This is a genomic window from Streptomyces sp. NBC_01431 (assembly GCF_036231355.1).
Classification (GTDB): Bacteria; Actinomycetota; Actinomycetes; order Streptomycetales; family Streptomycetaceae; genus Streptomyces.
Genome location: NZ_CP109496.1, coordinates 7,277,606 through 7,300,926, shown reverse-complemented (window position 1 = coordinate 7,300,926; position 23,321 = coordinate 7,277,606). Strand labels below are relative to the sequence as shown.

At 70.9% G+C, this 23,321-nt stretch carries 22 protein-coding genes; 13 read left to right on the top strand and 9 right to left on the bottom strand.

Features of this window, described 5'->3' with window-relative positions; translation table 11 throughout:
* Positions 1–7: 7 nt before the first annotated feature.
* Both OG522_RS33370 and OG522_RS33365 read right to left on the bottom strand, forming a co-directional pair.
* Positions 8–1,366: a cytochrome P450 gene (locus tag OG522_RS33370; RefSeq protein ID WP_329466776.1), complete on the bottom strand. Its 1,359-nt coding sequence runs from the start codon at positions 1,364–1,366 to the stop codon at positions 8–10.
* A gap of 123 nt (positions 1,367–1,489) precedes the next feature.
* Complete coding sequence (locus OG522_RS33365; protein ID WP_329466775.1) at positions 1,490–1,834, bottom strand: DUF3140 domain-containing protein; 345 nt, start codon at positions 1,832–1,834, stop codon at positions 1,490–1,492.
* A 307-nt stretch (positions 1,835–2,141) separates the two neighbouring features.
* Here OG522_RS33365 and OG522_RS33360 point away from each other — a divergent pair, with 307 nt between their 5' ends.
* The 4 genes from OG522_RS33360 to OG522_RS33345 all read left to right on the top strand — a co-directional run bounded on the left by OG522_RS33360 (position 2,142) and on the right by OG522_RS33345 (position 6,426).
* Entirely contained in the window at positions 2,142–2,501 is a 360-nt protein-coding gene (locus OG522_RS33360) for a DUF6479 family protein (protein ID WP_329466774.1), read from the top strand.
* 462 nt (positions 2,502–2,963) lie between these two features.
* Positions 2,964–4,226 carry an alpha/beta hydrolase family protein gene (locus OG522_RS33355; protein WP_329466773.1) on the top strand — a complete coding sequence of 421 codons (1,263 nt, stop codon included), beginning with the start codon at positions 2,964–2,966 and terminating at the stop codon, positions 4,224–4,226.
* A 274-nt stretch (positions 4,227–4,500) separates the two neighbouring features.
* Positions 4,501–5,676 carry an alanine--tRNA ligase-related protein gene (locus OG522_RS33350; RefSeq protein ID WP_329466772.1) on the top strand — a complete coding sequence of 392 codons (1,176 nt, stop codon included), beginning with the start codon at positions 4,501–4,503 and terminating at the stop codon, positions 5,674–5,676.
* A gap of 129 nt (positions 5,677–5,805) precedes the next feature.
* Positions 5,806–6,426 carry an L-threonylcarbamoyladenylate synthase gene (locus tag OG522_RS33345; RefSeq protein WP_329466771.1) on the top strand — a complete coding sequence of 207 codons (621 nt, stop codon included), beginning with the start codon at positions 5,806–5,808 and terminating at the stop codon, positions 6,424–6,426.
* A gap of 127 nt (positions 6,427–6,553) precedes the next feature.
* On the opposite strand, the gene OG522_RS33340 is transcribed toward OG522_RS33345, so the two are convergent.
* Together OG522_RS33340 and OG522_RS33335 are read right to left on the bottom strand one after the other, a co-directional pair.
* Positions 6,554–6,772, bottom strand: a complete 219-nt coding sequence (locus OG522_RS33340; protein ID WP_329466770.1) for a ferredoxin — start codon at positions 6,770–6,772, stop codon at positions 6,554–6,556.
* A gap of 5 nt (positions 6,773–6,777) precedes the next feature.
* On the bottom strand, positions 6,778–7,968 hold the full coding sequence (locus OG522_RS33335; RefSeq protein ID WP_329466769.1) for a cytochrome P450: 1,191 nt from the start codon (positions 7,966–7,968) through the stop codon (positions 6,778–6,780).
* A 111-nt stretch (positions 7,969–8,079) separates the two neighbouring features.
* Here OG522_RS33335 and OG522_RS33330 point away from each other — a divergent pair, with 111 nt between their 5' ends.
* The gene (locus tag OG522_RS33330) at positions 8,080–8,676 is read left to right on the top strand and encodes a TetR/AcrR family transcriptional regulator (protein ID WP_329466768.1); all 597 of its coding nucleotides are present in this window, start codon (positions 8,080–8,082) and stop codon (positions 8,674–8,676) included.
* 498 nt (positions 8,677–9,174) lie between these two features.
* The gene (locus tag OG522_RS33325) at positions 9,175–10,659 is read left to right on the top strand and encodes a UDP-N-acetylmuramoyl-L-alanyl-D-glutamate--2,6-diaminopimelate ligase (protein ID WP_329466767.1); all 1,485 of its coding nucleotides are present in this window, start codon (positions 9,175–9,177) and stop codon (positions 10,657–10,659) included.
* A 68-nt stretch (positions 10,660–10,727) separates the two neighbouring features.
* Here the strand turns inward: OG522_RS33325 and OG522_RS33320 are convergent, their stop codons facing one another.
* The gene (locus OG522_RS33320) at positions 10,728–11,381 is read right to left on the bottom strand and encodes a DUF305 domain-containing protein (RefSeq protein WP_329466766.1); all 654 of its coding nucleotides are present in this window, start codon (positions 11,379–11,381) and stop codon (positions 10,728–10,730) included.
* 865 nt (positions 11,382–12,246) lie between these two features.
* Between OG522_RS33320 and OG522_RS33315 the strand changes: the two genes are divergently transcribed.
* The gene (locus OG522_RS33315; protein ID WP_329466765.1) at positions 12,247–13,167 is read left to right on the top strand and encodes a MurR/RpiR family transcriptional regulator; all 921 of its coding nucleotides are present in this window, start codon (positions 12,247–12,249) and stop codon (positions 13,165–13,167) included.
* A gap of 325 nt (positions 13,168–13,492) precedes the next feature.
* Positions 13,493–13,888 (top strand): hypothetical protein, encoded by a 396-nt coding sequence (locus OG522_RS33310; RefSeq protein ID WP_329466764.1) that lies wholly within the window; start codon positions 13,493–13,495, stop codon positions 13,886–13,888.
* A 120-nt stretch (positions 13,889–14,008) separates the two neighbouring features.
* On the opposite strand, the gene OG522_RS33305 is transcribed toward OG522_RS33310, so the two are convergent.
* Positions 14,009–15,100, bottom strand: coding sequence for a saccharopine dehydrogenase family protein (locus OG522_RS33305; RefSeq protein WP_329466763.1), 1,092 nt, complete (start codon positions 15,098–15,100; stop codon positions 14,009–14,011).
* Between the two features lie 110 nt (positions 15,101–15,210).
* Between OG522_RS33305 and OG522_RS33300 the strand changes: the two genes are divergently transcribed.
* Positions 15,211–16,152, top strand: coding sequence for a helix-turn-helix domain-containing protein (locus tag OG522_RS33300; protein ID WP_329466762.1), 942 nt, complete (start codon positions 15,211–15,213; stop codon positions 16,150–16,152).
* A gap of 380 nt (positions 16,153–16,532) precedes the next feature.
* Here OG522_RS33300 and OG522_RS33295 read toward each other — a convergent pair whose 3' ends face one another.
* Both OG522_RS33295 and OG522_RS33290 read right to left on the bottom strand, forming a co-directional pair.
* Positions 16,533–17,102 (bottom strand): GNAT family N-acetyltransferase, encoded by a 570-nt coding sequence (locus OG522_RS33295; RefSeq protein WP_329466761.1) that lies wholly within the window; start codon positions 17,100–17,102, stop codon positions 16,533–16,535.
* 220 nt (positions 17,103–17,322) lie between these two features.
* The gene (locus OG522_RS33290; protein WP_329466760.1) at positions 17,323–18,060 is read right to left on the bottom strand and encodes a maleylpyruvate isomerase family mycothiol-dependent enzyme; all 738 of its coding nucleotides are present in this window, start codon (positions 18,058–18,060) and stop codon (positions 17,323–17,325) included.
* Between the two features lie 424 nt (positions 18,061–18,484).
* On the opposite strand from OG522_RS33290, the gene OG522_RS33285 reads away from it, so the two are divergent.
* Positions 18,485–19,615 (top strand): PP2C family protein-serine/threonine phosphatase, encoded by a 1,131-nt coding sequence (locus tag OG522_RS33285; RefSeq protein WP_329466759.1) that lies wholly within the window; start codon positions 18,485–18,487, stop codon positions 19,613–19,615.
* Between the two features lie 226 nt (positions 19,616–19,841).
* Positions 19,842–20,630 (top strand): class I SAM-dependent methyltransferase, encoded by a 789-nt coding sequence (locus tag OG522_RS33280; protein WP_329466758.1) that lies wholly within the window; start codon positions 19,842–19,844, stop codon positions 20,628–20,630.
* 51 nt (positions 20,631–20,681) lie between these two features.
* On the opposite strand, the gene OG522_RS33275 is transcribed toward OG522_RS33280, so the two are convergent.
* Complete coding sequence (locus OG522_RS33275; protein ID WP_329466757.1) at positions 20,682–21,020, bottom strand: thioredoxin family protein; 339 nt, start codon at positions 21,018–21,020, stop codon at positions 20,682–20,684.
* 202 nt (positions 21,021–21,222) lie between these two features.
* Between OG522_RS33275 and OG522_RS33270 the strand changes: the two genes are divergently transcribed.
* Positions 21,223–21,879, top strand: coding sequence for a hypothetical protein (locus OG522_RS33270; protein ID WP_329466756.1), 657 nt, complete (start codon positions 21,223–21,225; stop codon positions 21,877–21,879).
* Between the two features lie 359 nt (positions 21,880–22,238).
* The gene (locus tag OG522_RS33265; RefSeq protein ID WP_329466755.1) at positions 22,239–23,279 is read left to right on the top strand and encodes a hypothetical protein; all 1,041 of its coding nucleotides are present in this window, start codon (positions 22,239–22,241) and stop codon (positions 23,277–23,279) included.
* The last annotated feature ends 42 nt before the right edge of the window (positions 23,280–23,321 follow it).

Here is a 23,321-nt window from a genome sequence, read left to right as displayed (position 1 = left end):
CGCCGGATCAGCCCGCGGCCTTGCCGCGCGGTTGACAGGTCATGGCCAGCGGGCCGGGGCCGAGGGTGCCGCGGACCCGAACGCGCAAGGTGGCGCCAGGGTCCGGGTGGACGGACCAGCGGGTGCAGACGGTGGCGAGGGCCAGGGTCATCTCGACCAGGGCGAACTGGTCGCCGATGCACTTGCGGTTGCCGCCGCCGAAGGGGACGTGAGCGCCCCTGGGCAGGCTGTCCCCGCTCGGCTTCAGCCACCGGTCGGGGTCGAAGCGCTCGGGGTCGGGAAACAGGTCCGGCCGGTGCTGGAGGAGGTAGGCGCTGTAGAGAAGGGCCGTACCGGCCGGCAGTGCCTGCCCGGCCAGCGTGGTGTCGGCGGTGGTGACCCGGGTGAAGAACCAGCCCGCCGGGTACATCCGCAGGACCTCGCTGATGACGCGCCGGGTGTAGGCCAGACCGTCGAGGTCGTCCGGGGTGGCGGTCCGGCCGGCCAGCGTCTCGTCCACCTCGGCGTGCAGTTGTGCCTCGACCTCGGGGTGCTGGCTGATCAGCCAGAGGGCGAACGCCAGGGAGTTGGCCGTGGTTTCGAACCCCGCGCCGATCATGACCATCAGCTGGTCGCGGACGTCGACTTCGGACATCGGCTCGCCCGTGTCGTCGTCATGGGCGGCCAGCAGCATGGCGACCAGATCGTCGCCGGGCGGTGCCGCCCGGCGCGCGGCGATGATGCCGTCGATGGCGCGGTGCAGGCGGTCGCAGGCCTGCCGGTAGCGGCGGTTGGCGCGGGTGGGCACCCGGTAGAGCGGGCCGAGCGGCAGCATCACCCGCTGGTAGATGCCGTCGATGACGGTGTGCAGGCTCCGCTGCACCTCGGCCACGGCCGCGTCCTCGGCCTCCGCGGCGAGCACGCTGCGGGTCACGATGCGCAGGGTCAGGGTGGTCAGCGCCTCGGTGATGTCAAGGCGCAGACCGGGCCGCCAGCGGGCGGTCATGCGGTCGACCTCCTCGCCCATGACCACCGCGTACCGCTCGATCCGGTCGGGCTGGAAGGCCGGCTGCATCTGGCGGCGCTGCCAGCGGTGCTCCCGCCAGCCGGCCATGGGCAGACTGCTGCCGAAGAGCACGCGGGCCTTGTCGAAGAACGGACCGCCCTTGTCGAAGGTGCGGGAGTCGGTGAGCATCCGGTGGGCAGCTTCCGGATCGCAGACGACGTAGGCGGGCGAGGGCCCCATCCCGATCCGTACGAGATCGCCGTGCGCCGGCAGCGAGGCCAGGAACTCCAGGGGCCGGGAGTGGAGCTGCCAGGCATGGCCGAGCAGCGGCCAGGCGCCCGGAGCCGATCCCGTGCGCGGCGGTGGAGTGGTGGTGGTCACAGCGGGATACCTCCGGCGGGGGGCGGGCCCGGTCCGGGCTACGGCACCGGGACACCTCCCCATCGACGCCGCCGGAAAGCCGGCGCACAGCAGCACGGGGGGCGCGCGGCCGGAGGCGCACGCCTACTCGGGAGGCTTCAGCGGGTCGTGGCCCAAGGACATGAGCCGGTGCCGCCAGGCCGCGTCACCGGCCTGCGGTTCGAGATCGTCCCGGCGCTGGGCACCGACCGTGTCCACGATCGCGTACATGACCTTGATGTCGTCGTCCGTTAGGTCCGTGCGCCGCTTGCGCAGGATCCCGAGGACATGCTGCCCGGTGGCGGTACCGGCGTGCTCCGGCAGTTGCTCGGCGTTCTCCGCGGCCGCTTCCGTGCGCAGCCACGCGCTCAGCTCCTGGCTGGTCATGTTGACGAGCCGATGGAACTCCTCCCACAGAGCGTCGAGTTCAAGAGCATCGATGTCAGACATGGGTGCATCCTCCATGTGTCGGCTGCCGGGCAGTGGATACCCCACATGCCCGTTTTCGCCCGCTACCCCACAGGGCACGTCCCACACCCTCCGCGGGAGCACGGGCGAAGGGTGTCGACCGGCCGGAGCGGGGCGCTCGGGCGCCGAAGTCACGGGCGCCGACATCCGTGGCCCTCGTCCACGTGCTGTGCAACCACTGCTGTGCGGGTGCCGCTGGGCAGGCCGCCGAAACATGTCCGATCCGCTCGTCACATGCTGACGACAGGACCCGGCTGTTTCACCGGGCCCGGCTGGGTACTCGTGGGAAATGACCATTCGCAGCAAGGAACTGGCGCTCACCCACGGACTGGTGGTCGGTGCGGTGCCGTTGGCCGTGGGCCTGGTCATCGTGGCACTGCTGATCGGGGCCGTTTGGTGGGGACTGCGCAGGCAGGCCCGCGCGCCGCGCCCACCACGCCCCGAGGAGCAGCCCCGGCCGCCGGCGTCGGGACCGGTGGGCGAGGTGGCTGAACGGCGCGAACCCGCCGAGATGCCCCGCGGCCGCACGCGGCTCACCCCGCACCAATTCCCCGGCTTCGGAAACCACGGCACCCGCCCGGCGAAAACGCAGCCGAGCACAGACGGAGACAACGAGCGCGGTGGCGACAACGCCTCACGGCGCCGTTGACCAACTCTCTCTCAACGCAAGGGAGTTACCACTCACGTACATCACGGATCGCGGTCCGTCACCGTCCAGAATCGACCTGTACAGTCCTCCAGCGCGCTGCGATGGTGATCTGTGAGAGACCACCCACCGCGCTCCCGGTGCGCAGCATCGCGTGGCAGGGGCAGCCGTCGCGGGAGTTCCGGGCCGCCCTGCCGCCACCGGGAAGCCGCCCGGCGGGCGGGGCCGTTGGTTCCCTGGTACTCCCCCCACCAGGCGAGCCACCCCCGCTCGCCGGGCGCGGACGGCCCGCCGCCATGTGTGGCACACGCACATCCGTCTGCGACAGCGGCTGAGTGCCATCCCCGTACTCGCTCGTGAAGGCCGGTGCGGTGGTCCGATGCCGCTCGGAGGTCGGGAAATCCAAACCCCGGAGCGGGGGCTAGCACGATGGTGTGGCGGGGGTGAGTGGGTCAGCCTTGGCTCATGAGTGCTTCAGCTTCCCGCCGGGTGTTCCTGTCCACCGCCGCTCTCGCCGGGTTCGCCGGTCTCACCTGCGGCAACGTCGCAGCTGCGGCGCCCGCCGGGTCACCGCACCGGTCGGCCCCGACGGCACGGATGTCGTTGCCCGCTCCCACGGGGCCGTACCCCGTGGGGACCGTCTCCCTCCACCTCACCGATCGCGGCCGTCCCGACCCCTGGGTGGGCTCGCGGCCCTACCGGGAGTTGATGGTCAGCGTCCGCTACCCGGCGCGGCACGTCGCGGGGTATCCCCGCGCCCCGCAGATGCTGCCGGGCGCGGCGGCCGGGTTCGACGCGGTCAACAACCTCACGGACATACCGCGGGGCAGGGCGGACTGGGCGGCCACCCGCAGCCACGCCCGTACGAACGCGCCGGCCGCCCGGCACGACCCGCGCGGCTTTCCGGTCGTGTTGTACTCGCCGGGTGCCGGAGACCCGCGCACGCTGGGCACCACCTTGTGCGACGACCTCGCCTCACGCGGCTACGTCGTGGTGATGATCGACCACACCTATGACGCGACGGCCGTGGAGTTCCCGGACGGACGGGTGGAGAACACCGTGCTGCCCGCGGAGTTCGACAAGGCGAGCAGGGCGGGCAAGGCCCAGGTCACCGCGTTGCTGAAGAAGACGCTGGCGGTGCGCGTCGCCGACACCCGTTTCGTACTGGACCAGTTGGGCCGGTTGTCCGGGGAGCTGCGGGGCGCGCTCGATCTGACCGCCGTGGGCATGTTCGGCCAGTCCGCGGGCGGGTTCACCGCGGCACAGACCATGCACGACGACCCGAGGCTCAAGGCGGCGGCCGACCTGGACGGCGTCATGGGCTACACCCAGCGCGACGACGACCCGTCCGAGCCGTCCTCCGTCGGTACGGACGGTGTCGACCGGCCGCTGCTCCTGATGGGCAAGCAGGGCGACAACCATCACACGGTCGCGTCGTGGAACGCGGTGTGGCAACACAGCACGGGGTGGCTGAAGGACCTGACCCTCACCGGCGCCGAGCACGCGAGCTACACCGACCTGCAGTCCCAAATACCGCAGCTGGCCGGTCCGTTGGGGTTGTCGCGGGAGACGGTCGCGGCCAACGTGGGTACCGTGGATCCGCGACGGTCGGTGACCGCGCAGGAGGCGTACATCGCGGCCTTCTTCGACCGGTGGCTGCGCGGACAGGACGACCAGCTGCTCGACGGCCCGTCCGCCCGCTTCCCGGAGGTGCGGTTCGTGCCGTAGACCGGCGACGGCGCGCCCGGCGCGCCTCGCGCCCGAGGGGCGGGAAAACCACGGGCGCGCCGCGCCGCGCAGGCGCTACCGTGGGCGGCATGAAGGTCATCACCCGCATCTGCACCGCGACCGCGCGAGCGACCAGCTCGCCGGTTGACGCCGTCTGACCTCATCTCCTCCCCCGGCGACCGGAAACGGCCCGCCGGTGGACTGTCGGATCCCTGTTCGCGTCCCGTGCTCGCGGTCCCTTTCCGGCTGCCTCCGCAGCAAAGGACCCGTCGTCATGAACACCGAACACATCGTCCGCACCTTCGTGGAGTACTTCCAGGAGCGGGGGCACCGGCACCTCGCCGGGTCGTCCCTGCTGCCGCCGCCCGGTGACCCCGTACTGTTCACCACCTCCGGCATGCATCCGCTCACCCCCTATCTGGAGGGCCGCCCCCATCCGCTGGGCCGGCGTCTGGTCAACATCCAGCGCTGTCTGCGCACCACCGATCTCGACGAGGTGGGCGACGACACACACCTGACGGTCTTCGAGATGCTCGGCACCTGGTCCCTGGGCGACTACGAAGGGCCGCGCAGCCTGGGCTGGGGCCACGATCTGCTTGTCAACGGCTTCGGCATCGATCCGGGGCTACTGCACGCCACCGTCTTCGGCGGCGACGAACACTCCGGCCCCGACACCGGCTCGCTGCGCACCTGGGAGGAGCTCGGGGTCCCGGTCGAGCTGACCACCGACGAGAACTGGTGGTCCAACGGACCCACCGGTCCGTGCGGGCCCGACTCCGAGATCTTCATGTGGACCGGGGACACACCGCCGCGGTCCACACCCACCAACGACGACCGGTGGGTGGAGGTGTGGAACCACGTGATGTTGCGCTACCGCCGCCACGACGACGGCTCCCTCGATCTGCTACCCCGGCCCAACGTCGACACCGGGCTCGGGCTGGAACGGCTCTCCGCCATCCTTCAGGGCAAGAAATCGGTCTTCGAGACCGATCTGTTCGAGCCGTGGATGCGGTCGGTTCCTCCGCTCTGGCACCTGGACCAGCGGCAACTGCGGTTGGTCTGCGACCATCTGCGCTCCAGCGCCGTCGTGATCGGTGAGGGCGTCCTGCCGTCCAACACCGGGCGCGGGTACGTCCTGCGGCGTCTGGTGCGCCGGGTGCTGACCACCCTGTGGCGCGACGATCCCTCCCGCGCCCTTGCCGACCTGCCCGAGGAACTGATCCAGCACACTCTGGACCACTTCGGTCTGCCGGGTCGCACCGGCCGGATCCGGGACATACTCCTCGACGAGGAGCGGCGCTTCACCCAACTCCTCCAGCGCGGCCGCCGCGTCCTGTCCCAGCCCCGCTTCTCGGCCCCGCTCACCGACGAGGACTACACCTACCTCCACGACACCCACGGGCTACCCCGCGAGCTCGTGCGCGGCCTGCGCACCGGCACGCCCGGGTGATCGGCCCCCGCCAACACCCTTGAGGGGGCGGGCCGACCCGCCCCCTCAAGGCGACACTCATCCGCCCCCACCACACCCGCCGGAACCTTCCAACCGGCCGGGCCATCCCGCGGACCGTAGACTCGGCGAATGGCAAAGTACTTCGACGTTCACCCCGAGAATCCTCAGCGGCGCACCATCAGCAGTGTGGCCGACAGCATCCGTTCCGGCGCGCTCGTCGCGTACCCGACGGACTCCTGCTACGCCTTGGGGTGCCAGCTGGGCAGCCGGGACGGGATCAACCGGATCCGGTCGATCCGGAACCTGGACGATCGCCACCACTTCACCCTGGTGTGCCAGAACTTCGCGCAGCTGGGTCAGTTCGTGCAGATCGACAACGACGTGTTCCGCGCCATCAAGGCGGCGACTCCCGGCCGGTACACGTTCATCCTGCCGGCGACGAAGGAGGTCCCGCGCCAGTTGCTGCACCAGAAGAAGAAGACGGTCGGCGTCCGGATCCCCGACCACGCCGTGGCTCAGGCCCTGCTCGCCGACCTCGGCGAACCGCTGCTTTCCAGCACCCTGCTCCTGCCCGACGAGGACGAGCCGATGACGCAGGGCTGGGAGATCAAGGAGCGCCTGGACCACGTGGTGGACGCCGTGCTCGACTCGGGCGACTGCGGCACCGAGCCGACCACGGTCATCGACTTCTCGGGCGGCGAGCTGGAGATCGTACGCCGAGGAGCGGGCGACCCCGCACGGTTCGAGTAGGCGCGCCACCCCGGCCTCGGGCTACCTTGCTCCTCGCTCACACACTCAGGCGGCTTTCCCAGCACCCCCGTACCGGCTGGGGCAAACCGCGGCTGCCTGCGGAGGTTCGCCCCAGCCGGAGCGCCGGTCAGTCGCGGCGAGGGCCGATCACACGGGTGCCGTCGGACACGGTGATCGCCTGCGCGGGGCAGGCGTCGGCGATGTCGAGGATCCGCTTGTCCGGCTCGACCCCTTCCTGAAGCGCTTCGGCGTGTTCGGCGTTCAGAGCGAAGACCTCGGGGGCCGCTCCGGCGCACATGCCGGACGCCAGGCAGAGCTGTGGATCCACGCGTACGGTCCAGGTCATGGCGCTCACCACGCGACCGGCATGATGCGCGGGCCCCGGACCAGCATCTGCGACTTCCAGGTCACGTCACCGGCCGCCTTCAGCCCCGGGAAGCGGGTGATGAGCGCGCTCAGGGCTTCCTGGAGTTCCAGCCGGGCCAGCGGTGCACCCAGACAGTGGTGGACTCCGTGGCCGAATCCGAGGTGCTGGTTTCCTTCACGGGCGATGTCGAGCACACCGGGCGCGGAGAACCGCAGCGCGTCGCGGTTGGCGGCGCCGGTGGCGACCAGGACCGGGGCGCCGGCCCGCACCAGGGTGCCGCCGACCTCGACGTCCTCGGTGGCGTACCTGGGCTGACCGGCACCGCTGCCCAGCGGGACGAAGCGCAGCAGTTCCTCCACCGCGTTCGCGATGAGGTCGGGCCGGGCCCTGAGCCGGGCGAGCTGGTCGGGGTGGTCGAGCAGCGTGAGGACGAAGTTCGGGATCTGGGAGGCCGTCGTCTCGTGCCCGGCGACCAGCACGGCCACGCAGAGGTCGATCAGTTCGAGCTCCGAGAGCCGGTCCCCGCCGTCGCGGGCCTCGATGAGGGCGGTCATCAGGTCATCCTGCGGGTCCTGGCGGTGACGGTCGATCAACTCGCCCATGTAGGCCCGGAGTTCCTCGCGGTTGGCGTCGAACTCGGCGGCGGTGAGGGAGCTGGTCGAAAGGGCGGCGTCGCTCCACACCCGGAAGCGGGGCCGGTCGGCGGCGGGCACACCGAGCAGTCGGCAGATCACCGCCACGGGGAGGGGCAGTGCATAGCGGTCCACGAGGTCGGCGGGCGGCCCGGCGGCCTCCAGGTCGTCCAGCAGACTCGCGGTGAGTTCGCGCACCTGGGGCCGGAGCTTCTCGACCTGGCGGACGGTGAACGCCCGCGCCACCAGTGAGCGCAGCCGGGTGTGGTCCGGCGGGTCCATGCTGAGGATCCCGCTGTCGCGCCGACCCTCCGACTGCCGGGGCTCGTCGTGCAGGAGGCCCTCGGCCCGGCTGAAACGCGGATCGCCGAGGACGAGCCGCGCGTCGGCGTAGCGGGTGACGAGCCAGGCGGGCTCGCCGTACGGCAGCTGGACCCGTAACAGGCCGGGCTGTTCCCGTACGCGCTCGTACTCGTCGGCCAGCTGGAGCCCGTCGGAGGTGTTGAAGGGGTAGGCGAGGGGGGTGATGTCGGCTGTCGTCACTGCGGCCTCCCGGATGTAAGCAGCTGCTTACAACCGTAGGACCGGCCGTTGGTGAGGTCAACGGCGCATAGCGGCCGTTATCCTGACGGGCCGTCTGAGAGGACCGTCCGCATGGAAGAAGCCCCCGATCCGCAGGCCGTCGAGCGCCGCCGGGACGCCGGAGCCACCCGGCAGCGACTGCTCGAAGCCGCCCGTGACCTGTTCGCGGAGCGTGGCTACGAAGGGGCGACCGTCCGCGACATCGCCGAACGGGCCGGGGCCAACCAGGCGTTGCTGTTCCGCTACTTCGGGTCCAAGCAGGGTCTGCTCACCGAGGTCATCGCCCGGGGCGGCCTTGAACAACTGCGCGCGACGCCGCCCGAGGAGCTCTTCGAGACCGCGCTGCGCTCGATGCTCACCAACAGCGCCGCGGGTACGGGCGACCGCTCGCTTGAGGTCTATCTGCGCTCCATCGGCCGGGGAGACGAGGCGGCCGGGACCCTGCGGGAGCTCGGCGAGCAGTACCAGAGCGCGCTGGCCGCACTGTCCGGGGCCGAGGACGGCGCGCTGCGTGCGGATCTGGCCATGGCCTGGCTGCTCGGCATCGGCCTGATGCGCACGGTCGTCGCGCGCGAGCCCCTGGCGAGCGCGGACCCGGACACGGTGTGCCGGCTCGTGGTCGACACCTTGGAGCATCTGTGGTCGGCGCCGGGAATCAGGGCGGAGTAGGGCCCGTCCCCGAGTGTGTGCCGCACAGTCCGCCCGCCCGCCGGCTCGCTGCGGGTCTGGGCCCGCTGGGGCGCACGTACACTCGCTGCATGGGGCGTACATGTGGCGAGAGGCAGGGCCGGCAGCGGGCCGCCCAGGTGCCGGGCCCATACGCTCTGCGTTCGGCATATGTGTGCCGGACCGATGTGGCTGACGCCGCGGCCCCCGAGGCGGGCCGTTTGGCGTTGCACGGCCACGGTTAGCGATTAGCCCCGCCGACCCTGCCCAGAACGAGGTTCCTTGCTCGATGCCCGTCCCAGGGCACGACAGGTCTCCTTCGGGATTTTGAGGACTGAGCCCCCACGTCGGGATCTTCGGGACTGCCCGACCACCGGCTCCCCGCACCACCGCGCATCCGCGACATCTGCTCTACATCACCACCGCAGCTTCCGGCGCACCGCCGGCGCTGCCGCCTGGCGAGGCCGCGCGAGTGGGCCGAGCCACCTCGAAGGGATCATTGTGAAGCTGAGCGAGCTGCTCGCAGGCCAGGAGCACCAGGTCCTCCTGGGCAACCCGGACAAGACATTGATCACCGCGGCGATGACCTTCGACGCCCACCGGGTGACCCCGCATTCGCTGTTCATCGCCGTACCCGGCCACCGCGAAGGAGGTCCCGCCGCAGTGGCACCGGCCCTCGCACGCGGCGCCGCGGCCGTACTCGTCGAGGGCGGTGCACCAATGATTCCGGAGTCGGTGTGGGCGTCGTCGGGCGCGTGCGCCGTGCGGGTGCCGGACGCCAGGAAGGCAGCGGCGGTCGTCGCCTCCCGGTACTTCGGCGAGCCTGGGCGGGCCATGAACATGGTCGCCATCACCGGCACCAATGGGAAGACCTCGGTGTCGTACATGGTCGAATCGGCGCTGCGGCTCTCCGAAGGGGCCAAGGTCGGGGTCATCGGCACCGCCGGCAACCGGATCGGTGACGAGCCCATCCCTATGCCGCGCTCGGTGCTGACCACGCCGGAGTCGCCGGACCTCCAGTACCTGCTGGGCCGCATGCGCGACCGGGGGGCCGACAGTGTGGTCCTTGAGGCCACGTCCATGGCCCTGCTTACCCACCGGGTCGACGCCACGTTCATCGACGTGGGGGTCTTCACCAATCTGACGCAGGATCACCTGGACGACCACGGCACCATGGCGAACTACCGGGACGCCAAACTCCGCCTGTTTCAGGGCCTTTGTCAACATGCGGTGGTCAACGCCGACGATGCCGTGGGCAGCGGTATCCAGGCGATGATGCCGGGCCGGGTGACCACGTATGCCCTGGACGCCCCGGCAGACTACCGGGCCACCGACCTCTCTGTGGACGCGCACGGCACCCGGTTCACCCTGCATCACGGCGGCCGCAAGTACCCGGCCGCCATCCCCGTCCCGGGCCGGTACTCGGTGTCCAACGCGCTGGCCACCATCGCGGCGTGCCACGTTCTGGGCCACGAACTGGGCCCACTGGTGGCCGCGTTGGACCGGATGCCTCCCGTCCCGGGCCGCTTCGAAAGGTTCCAGACCTCGCGCGGCACCTCGGTGATCGTGGATTACGCCCACTCGCCCGACTCTCTCGACAAAGTGCTCACCACCATTCGCGGTTTCGCGCGCGGCCGGGTCATCACCGTCTTCGGATGTGGTGGGGACCGGGACACCACCAAGCGAGCCGACATGGGGACCATCGCCGGAACCCACTCCGATCTGTGCGTCCTCACCTCGGACAACCCCCGCAACGAAAACCCGAACGCCATCCTGGACCAGATCGCGCCGGGCCTCGCGGCGACCGGCACGCCGTACGAACGGTTCGCCGACCGCCGCGAGGCCATCGGCTTCGCCCTGTCCGCGGCGGGCCCGGACGACACGGTGCTGATCGCCGGCAAGGGCAGTGAACCCCACCAGATCGTCGGCGAGGAACTGATCCCCTTCAGCGACATGGCAACCGTGCACGAGCTGGCCGGGACATAGAGCCTGGAAACGTGCGCCGGAAGGGTTCCGGGCCGGCGCCGAAGCACTGGCCCGGAGCCCCCGTCCGCCTACTTCAGCCGGTCGAGGATCTTGTTCATCTTCTCGATCTCGGCGTTCTGTGCCGCGATGACATTGCCCGCGAGCCTCTTGGCGTCCGTGTTCGCGCCGTTCTTCTGCTCCCCCTTGGCCATGGTGACCGCGCCCTGGTGGTGGCCGATCATCAGCTGGGCGAACTTCCTGTCGAAGTCCTTGCCGTTGGCCGCCTTGAGTTCACTCATGTCCTGGTCGGACATCATCCCGGACGCGCCGCCCGAGCCGTGGTTCATGCCGGGCATGTCCCCCATCGAGGCGGCCGGGAGCGGCTTGCCCCAGGACTTCAGCCAGGTCTTCATCGTGTTGATTTCCGGGTCCTGGGCCCGCTCGATCGCGGCGGCCAGGTCCTTCACCTCGGGATCGGCGGCGCGGCCGTCGGCCAGCTTCGCCATCTCGATGGCCTGCTGGTGGTGCGGGATCATCTGCTGCGCGAACGTCACGTCCGCGTCGTTGAAGGCACCTCCGGAGCCCGTGGCTCGGGTCGGGCCGTGGTCCATGCCCGGCATGGCCGGGTCGGCGGACTTCGCGGTACCGGAGGAGCCACAGGCCGCCAGCGTCAAGGCGAGAACGGCGCCGGCGCCAACGGCGAGCGTGCGTCGGCGGGCCGAGGAGGACAGGGAAGCAGACATGACGGACATCGCAGGTTCTTTCCAGGTGGACACGCCGCGTCCGCGGCGCGCGAATGGGCAGGGCACTCGGCCGGTGCGGCCGCCAGGGCCGAACCGGATGCGTGCCTGTCACGTCCGCGCGATACACACCTGAAGAAGCAGACCTCTGCCACCGAGTGGAGGCCCGCGCCGTTTCGGACCACACAGCGCCGTACGACACCCGCCGAGCGCTGGTACGACCGGAGGCACCCCACCGAGCCCCGCGAGCAGACCCATCGCGGCAAGCGGCAACCTGTCACGGGCGGGGGTGGAGACACAGAGCTCACCGACCGGCCCAGTGAGGACAGCCGTGGCCCGGGAACCCAGATGCTCGGCCCACGTGGCCGCGGGACCCATGTCCATGGGCCCCGTGCTCCCGGGCGTGGTGGTGGGAACCGCGACCTCGCCATGGCAGCCCACGGCAGCGTTCGCCGGAGCGCCGTGCATGGAGAACAGTCCGAACAGAACGGCGCACAGCACGAGCAGCCGGGGAAGTCCCCTCCGGAGCATCGGCTTGCCGTGCACGACTGCCCGCCCTCTCTCGATCTCGTACGAGTCCACGCCTCGGTGCCCGACCATACCCCCTCCGGGTTTATCGACCCCGCAGCGCCATACCCCCCCCGATGCCCCGCGGCCATCCGGACCCCGCGGCCCACCGGATGGTGCCGCACCCCCCGCTGACCAGACGTCAGCGCTACCTCCCCGGGCCCGGTCGAGCCCGCTGATCACCTGTCAGATGGTTGCCCCTCACACCGGAAGTGACCAGGTCAATGGTGGAATCAGGGCCGCGACGCCACATGGGTGAGCTATGTTTTGAGCACACGTGGCATGAGAAGGAGGCCCGCCGGTGTCATCGGGGCAGCAGCAGGCACGAGCCCAGGCGGCCGCGATCACGCCGAGCGGGCAGCCATCCGACCATGGGCGCGCGCCGGCGGACCGGGTCCGCGCGCTGTTCGACGGCCACCGCCTCTCCCCCGGCCAGCGGCGCATCGCCCAGTACCTCATCGACCACCTCACCGAGGCCGCCTTCCTCTCGATCACCGAACTCGCCGAGCGGGTCGGCGTGAGCCAGCCGTCGGTGACCCGCTTCGCCGCTTCCCTCGGCTTCAGCGGCTACCCGGCCCTGCGGGACGTCCTACAGCCGATCGCCCTGAGCGCCGTCGCGGGCTCCCCCGAGGGCCGCGAGGGGAGCCGCCACAACGAGCTCCAGGCGGCGGTGGACGCCGAGATCCAGAACCTGGAGAACGTGCGTCGGCTGGTCGCCAACACCACCCGGGTCCTGGAGATCGGCCGCGAGCTGGCCCGCTCGGTGCCCCTGACCGTTCTCGGGCTGCGGATCTCCGTGTCGCTCGCGGAGTACTTCGCGTACGCCGCCCGGCGCATCCACCCCGATGTGCGGCTGGTGACGCGCGGTGGCAGCGTCGCCTACGACGCGCTGCTCCAGTCGCGCTCGGCGGGCGGCAGCTGGGTGCTGGCCTTCGCCATGCCCCGGCACGCCAAGGAGACGCTGGCCGCGCTGCGGGCAGCCCGCAGCGCGGGGCTGCGCATCGCCCTGATCACGGACACCACGCTCGGTCCGCTCGTCGACGAGGCGGACGTGGCCCTCACCGCGGGCACCGGCTCACGCCTGGTGTTCGACTCGTACGCGGCGCCCGGAGTGCTCGCCGCGGCCCTTCTCCAGGCGATGGCCGACGCCGATCCCGAGCGGACGCAGGCCCGGCTCGAAGAGTACGAGCAGGCCGCCGACCAGCACGGTTTCTTCCTTTAGGGCCCGATTCGCCCGCGCCGCTCCGCAAGATCTTCACAGCCCGGCAGCGCATGAATTTTTTCATACCCTTGTTTACTCAACGGTATATATGTTTACTGAGCGACGGCGACCACCGATCCCCCCACGCCAAGGAGAGCGACCCCAGTCCCTCTGCGATCGAACAACCAGCGTGACGACTCCCTCCTCCTCACGTTGCGCTGGATGTCCGATCCAGGCTGTCGGATCCGGTGGAACGCCCGTGGCGGCCTCGGCTAACCCCTGAGCCGAGGCCGCCCCACCTCTCGATCAGAGTTCGTCACCATCGGAAGCGACGAGAATGTCCTCTATGGCCCCCGCACCCACGCTCAGCCCGGACTGGCCCTGCCAGGTCAAGTCGCCCGGGACTCGCGACTGGGAACGCACCGCCACCCGTTGGCTGCGCGACCTGCTGCCGGCCCGCTACGCCGGCTACTCCCCGCTGACCCGCCACCCCGTCCTCCTCGCCCGGCACGCCCAGCTTCAGCTCCAGCACGAGATCCGCGCCGTGCGCGTGGCCCTCCAGACCAGCCGTGCCGAACTACCCACGCTGGGCGTGGCCGAGTCCGTCATCGAGAACACCATCAGGATGTACGCGCTGGAACTGGAGCAGCTGGGCCGCCTGGCCCGCGGAGTCCGGCTCGTCATGGAGGTCCTCATGGACGACGGCGCGTCACAGCGCAGGGTGTACGCGCAGCGCCGGTGACGCCCCCGGCCACATGTGTCCCCAACCCGCTTGTCGCCGGTGACGCCCCGGCCACATGTGACCCCAACTCACTTGTCCGGTCGGGCAGTTCATACCCGGGCCGCACCATGCCGCGGCGGTTCAGCCCGTCGACGCGCCGCCCTCCCCGGTCGGCAGATCGAGTCGGTCGAAGTGGTCGGGCGTGAGTGCCCGCAGGAAGTCCGCGGCGTCGAACGCCTCGCCCGCCGCGACCACGCCCGTCACCGTGCAGCGTCCATCGAGGATGCGCGCGAGGGCTTCCACGACGAGCGGTGCCGTCACCGCGTAGATGTCCCGGCCGCCCGCGACCGCGCGGCGCACCTCCTGGCCGCGGCGCACGATCGCCTCGACGAGGAAGGTCTGGGCGGAACGGCCCTTCGCGTCGGCAGGGACGGGCGCCGGGGTGTCGGGGTCGCCCACGTCCTTCAGCGGCGCCAGGTTCATCACGGCCCGCACCTCGGGAGTGCGCACGTGGCGCGACAGACTGACCTGGTCGGCTGTCGCGAACGGGGAGGCGTCCTGTCTGCCGAACGGCTCCGGGAAGTCCCAGGGGAAGACGGAGGGCGAGTAGTCGAAGGGGCGCAACTCGCTTGCCGTATAGGTGAGGTGCTGACCTGCGTTGCTCTTGCCGGTGAGCCGGGATCCGAGAGTGGGCAGCCAACTGTCGAGTCCGTAGGCGAGCGTGATCTCGTCCGCGTCCGTCCAGGCGCCGAGGGCGGCCGTGGCCAGCAGGTCGCCAAGGGCTCCGTAGAAGGCCACTGACGGAGCGATGACGACGCCCGCGTTGCGCGCCCGGTCGCCGTACGTGTCGAACAGGGCGGCACTGACGGCCTGTTCGGCGCCGACGTCCAGGTACGGGAGGCCCGCGCGCAGGGCCGCGTCGGCGACAGGGCGGGCGGTCGCGCGGAACGGTCCGGCACAGTTGACGACCGCCGCCGCGCCGTGGATGGCGCGGTCGAGGGAAGCCGGATCCTCGATGGACGCCACGCACACCCTGGCGTCGGGGGCGAGGTCACGAAGCCCGTCGAGCTTCGCCCGGTCACGTCCGATCAGGACCGGTGCCGCACCCCGGCGCAGCAGCTCCGCCACGACGAAACGGCCCGTGTGGCCGTACGCCCCGACAACGGCCACGGCGCGCTCGTCGGGCCAGGCAACAGGGCGGGACGCGGGGACGGGGGTATGGGCGGAACACATGGGGACTCCTGGGATGTGAATGCGGTGAACGATGTCTCCGCACGCCATGATCCAGGCCCCGAGAGTGCCTCACCAGCGTCCGGAATGACGAGGCGCGTACAGTTTCGGACATGAGAAGTGTGGCTCTGGCGCTCTCCGAGGGATGCATGCTCTTCGAGGCGGCGGCCGCCTGCGAAGTGTTCGGCACGGACCGCCCGCATCTGTCCGACCCCTGGTACTCGTTCAGCGTGTGTGGTCCCCGGGACACCCATGTCGGGGACTGGCTGCGCGCCGACGCCACGGACGGTCTGGACGCGCTTGCCGCCGCGCACACGGTGATCGTGCCGTCCCTGCGCGATGTCCGGGCGGAGCCGCCTGGCGAGTTGATCGACGCGGTACGTGCCGCGCACGCGGCCGGCGCCCGGATCGTGTCCCTGTGCACCGGGGCGTTCGTACTGGCAGCGGCGGGGCTCCTCGACGGCCGCCGCGCCACGACGCACTGGGCGCACGCGGACGAACTCGCCGAGCGGTATCCGAAGGTCACGGTCGATGCCGGGGTGCTCTTCACCGACCAGGGCACCATTCTCACCTCGGCGGGAAAGGCCGCCAGCATGGACCTGTGCCTGCACATCGTCCGCCTCGACCATGGCGCGACGGTGGCCAACGCGCTGGCCCGCACACTCGTCGTCCCGCCTCACCGGGACGGCGGGCAGGCGCAGTTCATCCCGGCGCCCGTGACGCACGGGCGCGACCATCCGCTCGCCGATCTGCTCCCCTGGGCGCTGGCCCGCCTCGACCAGCCGCTGACCGTGGAGGACTTGGCGCGACAGGCCGCCATGAGCAGTCGCAACCTGGCCCGGCACTTCCATGCCGTCACCGGGACCTCGCCACTGCGCTGGCTGCTGAGCCAGCGCGTGCGGCAGGCGCAGGAACTGCTGGAGTCGGGCCACGACAGCATCGAGCACATCGCGGCGCGCACCGGTATGGGTACGGCCGCCACCCTGCGCCGCCATTTCACCCGCGTGACCGGCCTGCCACCCGAGGCCTACCGGCGGACATTCGGCAGCCGCTGAGACCATGGGCACACGGCCCCAACCGACATGCGATCTTCGTACATGAGTGCGAGCGTGGTAGTGGCTCGGCACACCCTCCGATGTCCTCGACAGGAGGCCACCACCATGGGCAAGAAGCAGACCCGCCAGAACCGGGGAGCCCGCACCGGCGGCCATGAACGCAGCACCACCACCGAAGTCAGGGAGCAGTCACAGTCCGCCACACCACATGACACCGGGCGCCCGACGCCAGAGGTGTCCCACAAGCAACCGCGGAAGTTCGGCCACAACTAGGCCATAGCCAAGGGTGCCAGGGTGTCCGGCTGGTGGTTCGTGAGCCACCCCCGCGGCCACCCCCGCTGAAGCACCCCCAACGACTCGGCGAGGAGCCGGGCAGTCGCTCAGGCGTGCGTGCCCGCCGCGCGTGCCGCACGCCATTGCGGTGCGAGCACTGACCAGATCTCCTCGTCGTGTCGCTTTCCGCGGTACAGGTAGCTCTCCCTCAGCACGGCTTCCTTGATCATCCCCAGCCGCCGGGCGACGGCGATGCTGGGCTGGTTCTCCGCAGCGACCCACCACTCCACGCGATGGATGCCCCGGTGCTCGACGGCCCAGTCGATCATGGCGCGCACGGCCCGGGTCACCAGACCCCGGCCCACCGCGGCCGGCTCCAGCCAGCAGCCCGCCTCGGCGACGCCCTGCGCGGCATCGAACCTCCGGAACAGGACGGCGCCGACCAGTTCGCCGTCCGAACGGATCCCGTAGAGCCGCCCGGTGTCGGACGCGGTCCTCTGCGCGTACGTCGTGAGGAACGCCCGGCTCGACTCCAGATCCGTCACGACGTCAGGAAGCCCGTTGTGCTGTCCGATGAACTCCCGTCCCCGGTCCACATGGTGGAGGAACTCCTCGGCCTGCCACGGTTCGAGCGGGCACAGTTCGGCGCCGTCGTCGCCGAGGGATATCGCGTACATCGTCGTCCTCCAGGTGGGAGCAGCACCGGCACACAGTTCGACGGATCTTCCCACGGCCCCCGGGCATAGGGGCCACTCACATCAACACCCAGTAGCCATAGCCCAGTTGAGGCGACGGAGGGCCGGGCATTCGGTCGCTTTCACGCGGGGGCCGGGGGCACGCCTGGCCGCTGGGCGCGGCCGGCGTGCCCCGGAAGGACCGTCGTCCTCGTCCCCGTCCTCAGAACTCGGAGTTCGTGAACCAGCGCGTGAGCAGTTCGGCGTCCCCCGTGGTCTCGAAGGCGGCCGTACTGCGATCCAGGCGCCCGTAGAGGAGGAGCAGCAGATCGGCGGCGGTGCCCTGGACGGTGGCGTTCGCCTGCTCCGCCGCGGCGGTCGCGGCGTTCTCGTCGAGTCCGAAGCCGTCGGGGCGCAGGCGGATCAGCCAGTCGCCGACTCGGTCGGTGCAGCGGAACCGAATCGTCTCGCCCTGGCCTCGCAGCTCGGCGGTCTTGGGAGCGAACGGCGCGGCGAAGGGCAGGTTGACCAGGAACTCGTCCACCCCGTCGGCCGCGAGAGCGGGGTCGATCTCGGGGCGGAGGCCGACGGCGGTCTCCGCGTCGGTGCGGTGCACCAAGGTCTCGAACAGCATCCGCCGCATCCAGAACCTGGCGTACGGATCGACGCCCCACACCCACATCGGGGTATCGGGGTCGGTGACGGCGAACGCTTCGGCCGCCACCGCCGAGCTCTCCTCCAGCCAGCCGAGGTACCCGTCCTCGCCCGACGGCAGGGCCAAATCCACCTCGCGGCTACGGGGTGGCTCCTGGACGCGCTGCTGGAGCAGAGTGGAGAACCAGCGGTGCACGCTTCCGGTGTGGCGTACCAGGTCGAGAAGAGTCCAGCCGGGGCAGCTGGGCACGGGGGTCGCGAGGCTCGCTCCCTTGACGGCGGCCACGAACCTGGCGGTCTCCGTCATTACGGCATCGCAGTGGGTCGCGGGGCTGGACACCCAGCGGGAGTCATGTGACCTGTCCATGTGGCTTCGCTCTCTCCGTCTTCGTTTGTCCGGCCGCGGTCGGTCCGGCTGTTGTCGCGGTTCGACTCCGCCGGTTCCGGTGTGGTGCACGGAGTGTGCCGCGCACACATGTACATCTGCGCGCTCAGCGTTCCGGGCGCTCGGCATTCCGGGCGCTCGGCATTCCGGGCGCTCGGCTTTCCGGGCGCTCAGGGTCCCGCGTGATCAGTCTTCACCGTCGTCAGTCTCTCCCCTGCTGGAGGCGCGGTCCCTCGCGGGGTGGGAGATGTCCGGCTCCAGCCACGCGGGTGGCCGCACGGGCGCCTCGTTTCCCGCTCGGCCAGGCGTCGCCGGTGGGGGACGCGGCCCGGTGTATGCAGGAGCGATGGATCTTCAGCCACGGAGCGCGAGTCGGCATCATTCCCCGGCGCCGCGTCCCGCCCTGCTGGCGGTGCCGTTCGCGCTCATCACACTCGTCACGACGGCCGACGTACTCGCACCGCCCGATGTGCACCTCGGTCCGCTGCTGGCGACGGCCCCTGCCGTCACCGCGTCCTTCGCGGGCCCCCGGGTCACCGCGGCCATCGGCGCGGTCGCCGTCCTGGCCCAGGTGGTCGTCGCCGCGGTGCGCAGCAGCGTCAGCGACCTCAACCACACCTCCCAGATCATCGCGCTGATCCTGATCTCGGTGTTCGTGACGCTGTTCGCCCATCTGCGGGAGGTGCACGAGCGGGAGCTCGTACAGCTGCGCTGGGTCGCGGAGGCCGCCCAACAGGTGGTGCTGCGGCCGTTGCGCGAGCGGCTCGGCCCGCTGCGGCTCGCCAGTGTCTACCTGGCCGCCGAAGCCGACGCGCAGATCGGCGGTGACCTGTACGCCGCCGCCCGCACCGCCCACGGCACGCGGCTCATCATCGGTGATGTACGGGGGAAGGGGCTGGAGGCCGTCGGGGACGCGGCGCTCGTCCTCGGCGCCTTCCGGGCCGCCGCCCATCAGGAGTCCGACCTGCCGGGTCTGGTCACCTACCTGGAACGGGCGGTCGCACCGGACCTGGCCAACTCCCCCACCCCCGACGACGAGACCGGGGGCGAGGCCTTCATCACCGCGGCCCTGCTCGACGTGCCCGACCACGAACAGACGCTCCACCTCGTGAGTTGTGGCCATCCACCACCTCTGCTGCTGCGCGGCAACCGCGCGGTGTCCCTCGACGTCGACCATCCCGCCCCGCCGCTGGGGCTCGCCGATCTCACCGAGGACCAACTCACCGCACAGGGCTTCCCGTTCGAGCGGGGCGACATCGTGCTCCTCTACACCGACGGCGTTCTGGAAGCCCGAGACGAGGCGGGCCGGTTCTACCCCCTGGCACAACGTGCGACCGCGTGGCGCGGCGCCGGTCCCCACGACCTGTTACGTCACCTTCGCGAGGGCCTCCTCGCCCACACCGCGACCCGGACGCTGGGCGACGACGCCGCGATGGTGGCCATCGAAAGGCTGCCCCCGCCGTCGTCTCAGCCGTAGGTCGCAGCCCTGTACATCCCGCACCCCCCACGGCACCGCAGCCCGGGTTCGGCCCACATGGCGCTCTCACCGTCCGGGCCGGGCCTCTATGCGCTCCCACCAGCTGACCCACGTCCACATGTGCGCGCTCCACACACAGCGTCCGGCAGCGTGCGCCCGGCTCGGGCGGCGTCGATGATGGGGAGCGTGTAGTGCGTACGTATCCGAGAGACGGGATCACCACGCCATGCCACAGGACCGAGCAGGCGAGCGGCCGGGGTCCGGATCCGGCGGGGCTTGGTCCGGGCGCGAGGGTGCGGAGGCGTTCGCGGCGGTGGACGCGGCGACCGACTGGCTGCTCGGCTATCCGTTCGTCTTCCGGGCGCTGGCCGCAGGGAGCGGCACGGACCGTGTGCTGCTGGACTTCGGCTGCGGCCCGGGGCGCGTCGCCGACCAGGCCGCCCGGCGGCTCGGTGTGCGGATCGTCGGCGTGGACGCCTCGCCCGAGATGCTTGCCCTGGCCCGTCGGCAGTCCACGCCCGGCGCCGAGTACCACCTGGTCACCGACGGCCGGGCCGCCGACCTGCCCGATGCCTGTGCGGACGCGGCGATGTGCAACCACGTCCTCGCCTCGCTGCCCGACGAACAGACCGTCCTCGGTGTGTTCGGCGAGATCCACCGCTTGCTGCGACGCGGCGCCCCACTGGCGGTGCTGACCACGGACCCGGCGTGCGCCGGCATCGAGTACGCCTCCCTGCGCGTCGGCGAGTCCGGCGTCATCTACGGCCCCGGCCAACCCCTGACCGTACGGCTGCGCCGCACCGACGGGACCTGGCAAACCGCACAGAACCACGCGTGGCCGCCCACGACGATCCGAGCCATCCTGGAACGCGCGGGGTTCACGCCGGCCACACAGCACCATCCGACACCGGACGAGGCGGAGGGCATCGCCGACCCGGACCACGTGCACAGCCGCGACTGGGCCGCCGAAAGGCGGCGCCCACCGCTGGTGGTGACTGTGGCGACCAAGGCCTGACGCCATCCGAAGACCAGCCGGATGCCGGTGGCCTGCCCGGCCGGTGGGGGCTCAGAGGTTGGCGTCCAGGAAGTCCTTCACCGCGGCCCGGTCCATCGGGCCGGCCGCCATCACCGTCGCTCCGCCCCGCTCGATGAGGACGAGGGAAGGCGCCATGGTGACTCCGTACCGCTGGACCGCGCGCGTGCACCGGGTCATGTCGGCCTTGACGGCCGTCAGACGCCCGGCGTACTCCTGCGCGATCCCGCTCACGACCACGTCCATCTCCTTGCACGCCTTGACCGCCTTGGGCCAGGTCCCGCAGAAGTAGGCGAGCACAGGACCGTTGGCCATCGCAAGGATGAAGTCGAACTCTTCGTTCTCCAGCGGTTGGTGGACCCCGCGCGCCATGGCACTCCTCGTGTTCCGGTCGGTACAGCGGCTCCCATCATGACCGGTACCCGCCTGACCTGCGACAAGCGGGAGGTCCCGTATACGTACTGGGCGGGTCATGAAACGGTCACGGGCCTGGCGGAACCCGGCGTTCGTGCACTAAGAACTGTCATCACAGGGATCACTTTTGACGGTCCACAGTCATACATGGGGGAGAGCAGTGAGCAATTTCGGCGTGCGGCGGACCGCATACGGTGCCATCGGCCTGGCGGTCACCGGGGTACTGGCCCTGAGCGGCTGCCAGAACAGCGACGACCAGAGCGGCGGCGGGGCGGCGTCCAAGGCACCCGCCGGCGGATCCAGCCAGCCCACCCAGTCCGCGCAGCCCAGCGCGCCCGCTCCGGCCGGGGACGGCGCCACCGCGAAGGCCGGGCAGAACTTCAAGATCGGCCAGCCCGCGCAGTTCCCGTTCACCTACGGCAAGACCAAGGGAACGATCGCGCTCACCGTCACCTCGATCGACCAGGGGCAGGTCGGCGACCTGGCCCAGTTCAAGCTGGGTGACCAGGTGAAGGGGAAGGTGCCCTACTACATCCGCTACTCGGTCAAGAACGTCGGCACCACCGATCTGTCGTTCGCGACGGTGGATCACGTGAAGGGCCTGCTCGGCGACGGCAGCGAGGCTCAGGACCTGATGGTCATAGGCCAGTTCGCCAAGTGCCCCAACGACTCGCTTCCGAAGGGGTTCACCAACGGCCAGACGCAGGTCGGCTGCGCGGTAGCGCTCGCGCCTTCGTCCGCGACGAAGGTCGCGTCGGCCGAATACTGGGGTGACCCCTTCAGCCTCGGTCAGGGACAGGGCATCTACTGGAAGTAGCGGGCCGCACCAAGTCCGGCCACGGAACCCTGTGGGCGGGCCACACGTCAGGCACCAAGCCCCCGCACCGGACCTCTCCGGTGCGGGGGCCCCGTCATACGCGGGCGCCCTCATGCACGGGCTCACACGTGCGCGGCTCACACGTGCGCGGGCTCACGCATGGTGGGTCCGGACATGTCGAGCTGCCCCACCCACCAGCCGGACGAGTACGGATCCGGGCGGGGGCTCGGGCGGCTCCACCGCCCGGCGGGGGTGTGCGGGTATGGATCGGGGCAGGCGCTCGGCGGGGTTCACCGCCGGACTGGGGTGCGGGGCGGATACTGACGGCGTTCCGTAGCCCCGCGTCCGAGGAGCCTGTCATGGCCCTGCCTCCCCCGCTGCGCCAGCACCCGTCAGGGGCTCTCGCACGCCGCTCGCTGCTGGTGGGCACTGCGGCCTGGTACATGGGGGCCGTTGCCGGTTGCACGAGCGGGGCGAAGCCGCCGTCGCCCGTGGGCTCTTCGTCTTTCACCGGCTCGCGTACGACGGCCGTCGCCGCGTCGTCGAGTCCCGGACCGGAGTTGCCCACGGCTGTGAGGTGGCGGCCGGGGCCGGGCGAGATCCAACCCGCGGCGAAGCTCGCCGCCGTCCAGCTCGTCGAGGCGCTCGGCACGTGGCCCAACGGGCAGTCAGGCGTACGCGCGGCGGCGGGCCGGGCCGCCGCACTGGGCATCCCCTCCGCACTGGCCGCCCAACTCGCGGGCCAGGCAGGCTCATTGCTGCCACCTGCCGACGCGGCGGTCATCCGCGTGATCGACGCGCAGTACGGCGGGATCCTGTCCGACACCGCGAGCGTCCTGGTGGTGTGCGACCAGCCCACCCTGACCGGCAGGACCGTCCGGCCCGGCGGCACGACCGTCGACGTACGACTCAGCCGCACCTCGTCGGGCTGGGGCGTCACCGCCCTGCATCCCGCGGCTCCCGGCCCCGCCCGCCCGCTGGACGAGGCTGCCCGGGAGGTGTTCGCCCAGTCCCGGATCGAGCTGCCGCCCGCCTCCGCCGCCGACATCCGCAGCGGCGCCGTGCATGACAGTGTGCTGAACGCGATGCTCCAACTGGCAGGCAGCTACCGGCTGTCGGTGAGCGTCGTACGCTCCGGACACCCGCTGGACGTGTTCGGCACCGACCGTCCCAGCGACCATCCGCTCGGGCGGGCCTTCGACGTGTGGCGCATCGACGGCCACCCCGTCGTGGACCCGGCGACCTCACGCACGCTGATCACCGAATTCATGCGGGCCGCAGCCGGGGCCGGTTCGTACAACGTCGGGGGTCCCGTGCAGCTGACGGGCGGGGCGACGGCGAACCAGTTCTTCTCCGACGACACCCACCACGACCACGTACACATCGGATTCACCGCGTGACAGTGCGCGAGGGGCCCCTGGTGCTGGGTGTGCCCGGCCCCT